Source organism: Flavobacteriales bacterium, from assembly GCA_013001705.1.
GTDB lineage: Bacteria > Bacteroidota > Bacteroidia > Flavobacteriales_D > JABDKJ01 > JABDLZ01.
Genome location: JABDLZ010000174.1, coordinates 1 through 3959 on the forward strand (window position 1 = coordinate 1; position 3959 = coordinate 3959).

Below are 3959 nucleotides of genomic sequence, written 5' to 3' on the forward strand. Positions count from 1 at the left end.
GAAGACTGAGGTTCGGTCACTTTGACCGTATCGGAATTGTGATTGTTCGTTGCCGTGAATGTGAATGTTCCTCCAGGTTCTTTCGCATCGTAAAGCACTTCCAACCTGACCCTGATCTCATTAGAAGGCTCTGGAGCTGCATCACAGGGCCCTACATATTCCACAGGTCCTGTACCGTGACCATATCCATGCGCAACAAGGCCCGGTGTGTACCGATACATACCTGGATAAGTGGTCGTACTTGCACCGGTCTCGCCATACACACTATAGTAATACACATCCCCATTCAGATAGGTCATGAATTTCGGGTCGCTTCCTGCTGAGCCGGTCGTATTCCAAAGTACATTGGACCACCATCCGGTAGAATCTGTGCGGGCCAGATTGTCGTGACCGTTCAAATTCTTGACTGAGTAGTAGACTCTATCGTCAACATAAAGTGGATCAGAGACAGAAGGCGCAAATCCAATGGAAGTCGTATCCGATCCATCCCATACTTTCAGATTCCTTTGACCTCCGAGTTCGATATCTTTGAGCAGCAGATCGACATCGTCAGTGACCATATCCTCGCCACTATGACCCGGAACTCCGGCAGCATAGTCTATCTGGACACTTGCACTGATACCATCGTATGAATACAGATCCCGATTATCATCGGTGGTGTAAACGGAGAAGTATAGCTCTCCGTCATATACGATCAGATTATCTATAGCATGAGATACGGCAGGTCCAAGAGTAGCTATTGTATCTTGTTCATACAGCGTAGGATGGATACGATACAGCTGGTTCACACTCGCATAGTAATGGCTACCTGCATATGTGACAAACTCTACCCCTTCAGTGATATCGAATAAGGGAAAACTGGATGCGCCTGTTCCATCATCTGCTTTCAACACAGATAATGTACTTCCTGAATAGGTCCACAGCGTACCGTATTGTTCCCCTGTGAAGCTACATGGGAACCTTCCATGGAAGATCACCCCTGAGCCCTCGGGAGCTAGATGAGAACAAGGAATACCATCGGGATGCTCTATAGTGGTAGGCACAGTAACCCCTCCTGCTTCAGAATAGTAGGCCAGATAGGGATTGGAACAGGCCCCATCCTCAGCTCTGAAATAGAGCCTATCCCCTACTGGAGTGAGATCTTTGAAAGAGGTATAGGTTCCTATAGATACCGTGGAAGCGATTCCTGTGATAGGGTCGATTTTCTGTAAAGAGGTGGCAGATGGGAATCCCGAGACGAAGTAAAGATCGCCATCCATTACAGCTACCTCACCAGTGAGATAGTCGGTCGTCATACGCTTTGGATTCTGCGCAGAATAATCTGGAAGGGATACGAAAAGTACGAGTGCCAGGAGGATGATCGGTCGGTCCATGGTTGGCGAGTTGAAGGGGTTGTCCTTCTAAATCTCGCAAAATCAGATCATTAAAGCAAGAAAAAAGCCCTACAATCCGTAGGGCCCTGCTCATTTGAGTTCAATTTGTTTAGGCTCAGTGCTTCACTACCCGCTGGATATCGATCACATTGCCCTCCTGCATGAGCATGACCGAGTATACTCCTGCTGTCCAATCTTCACCGATACGGAGTGTCTGCATACCCGTATTCAATATCTTGGATTCGACCTGACGAGCAAGTGCATCCACCACGACCAATTGCAACTCCTCTACTTTCTCGGTCATCGAGATATTCAGGTCGAAATACGAAGTCGATGGATTAGGAGCGATCTGGACTTGCACAGCATTCGTTAGTTCTTCGACTCCCGTTGCCTGAGTTTCCATATAGAACGCATCCAGTCCCCCTTCTACAATGTGTCCGGTATTGGATCCATCAGAAGTCGTCACTCTCAGCGAGTACAGGCCTGCTTCTGAAAGGATATCGTTCAGAATGAAGCTGGCATCCTGCCAAGAGCCGGATGAATTAGAGATATTCTCCAACTCGACTGTGGTATTACCATCGGTCAACTCGATGATCATCTCATCGTTGGGAGTACCGTTTCCACCCGCATTCACGAACCAACGCGAATAGCTCAAGGTGGTGGGAACCACTGGGCTGTAGAAGAAGCTCGGAGAAAGAAGGATGACTTCTCCATCATCCACATCATCATTTCCAACGGGAGGCCCACCGTTTCCGGTCACATAGGCATATCCAGAACAGTCATCGTTGACATCTGCACCGGGATTGCTTGGCTGCCCTCCTATTTCGGTTCCTACTGGAATAGCTCGTTCCCATTGACCAGTAGGTGCATTTCCTGTAGCAGTCCAGCCAAAGTCAAAGGTGAAATCATCATAGTATCCTTGTTGCAGATCAATAGTGAAGGAGTCATTCCCTTCATTCAGTTCGATCGTCTCACATTGGGTCACAAATCCCCAAGACCCGGCTGTGACGGTGTAAGTGCCTGGGAAAATTCCGTTCAAGGTGACTTGACCATTGGCATCCGCGGTCACAGAATAATTGAATTGAGAATTCTCGATCAGCACTTCAGCGAATCCCAGACCATTTCCTGTAAGGGCATTATTGACTACTCCGGAGGCGCTGAATGACTCCAAGGGTATAAGGGCCACATTCAACTCTGTGATCTCACCATTGACCAATTCTACGTTCACGGTCTGCGATTCGTATCCCGCTTTCTCTATCAGGATGTCATAGCTCCCTGCGACCGCATAACCGGTAGCATAACTTCCACCCGCCTGAGATTCATCGAAGATGATGGTCCCCAATATGGATATGTCAGCACCTGAAATTCCCTGCTCTGTGGTGGCATCCGTGATCACCCCTTCGAGCCAACAGGCATTCACATAGTTGGGTTCGAGTACATACATGCCATTGCCGATATCGCTGATAAGTATCAATCCGGACGGGAGATAGGGATAGGCACCCCAGGCACCACTGAATCCGGTACTGGCTGGGATATAGGTATCGAAGTTGCCCACCTCTACCAGATTGGTCGGATTGCTTCCATCAAGGATGATGCAGCCATCGGTATAATAGCTGACGATGAGCCAATCTTGCCACACATGCACATTATGAGGAATCACCCCATCTCCGAGTGTCTCGAAAGGACGGTATTGGTCCAACTCCTGTACATCGGTAGGGTCGGAAACATCATAAGCTCCTACAGGTGCATTAGGTACTTCATCTGTAGTGTAGAGAATGGTGTTGTCATCCGATAACCAGGCATTATGCGTGAACGCCCCTTCGGTCGGACTGCTTCCCAAAGTTTGGGTATTGCTCTTATCTGTCACATCATAGATGGTGAATACGCCTGCATATATCTCAGAAGAGTACATGATATTGTTGCGAGTGAAGACATCATGCGAGTAGATGGATGGACCCGCATCGATGAAGATCGGATCTCCAGGAGTCGTAGCCACATCCACATAGAGCATACCTCCGTTGTTGAGGTTGGACCCGGCCAGATAGGCCACTCCGAACTCATCGATCCAGATATTGTGAATACTGCTCAGCATTCCCAATCCGGAAAGGTTAGGCGCCCAGTCGTATGCTGTGGCTTCATCAGGTAGCCCGGTCAGATCGATCACGGCCAGTCCGTTGGCGGTCTCATTGGTCACATAGGCATACCCGTCAAAGGTCTTGATATCCCTCCAAGTGGATCCTGCTCCAGGGAAGAAGAAGAGCTCGGTCGGGTTGGCCGGATCGGCCAGACTCACAACGGAGACCCCATCATATACACCTACGATGGCATACTCGGTCCCATCGGGAGCAGTATAACCCCAAATGTCGCTCAAGCTTTGGCTGTAGGTGATATTCCCAACATAGCTGACGTTCAATTGCGCACTCGTGGTGAATGCAAGAAGAGTGAATAGTACTGTACTGAGTATTGTTCTGAGCATGGATTGAATTCCTTGTGTTCAACGATTTTTGAAAAGCAGCGCAAGATAGCTCAATTCAAGGCTCGTTGAGGACCACCATATGGGGCCATTCTAGTGTTCCTAAAAGATAG

General features: G+C 48.7%; 2 protein-coding genes. Both read right to left on the reverse strand.

The window, feature by feature from the left end:
- On the reverse strand, positions 1 to 1373 hold a 1373-nt coding region (locus tag HKN79_07165), incomplete at its 3' end, for a hypothetical protein (GenBank protein ID NNC83341.1).
- Positions 1374 to 1488: 115 nt separating this feature from the next.
- Positions 1489 to 3849, reverse strand: a complete 2361-nt coding sequence (locus HKN79_07170) for a choice-of-anchor B family protein (GenBank protein NNC83342.1) — start codon at positions 3847 to 3849, stop codon at positions 1489 to 1491.
- Positions 3850 to 3959: the final 110 nt, after the last annotated feature.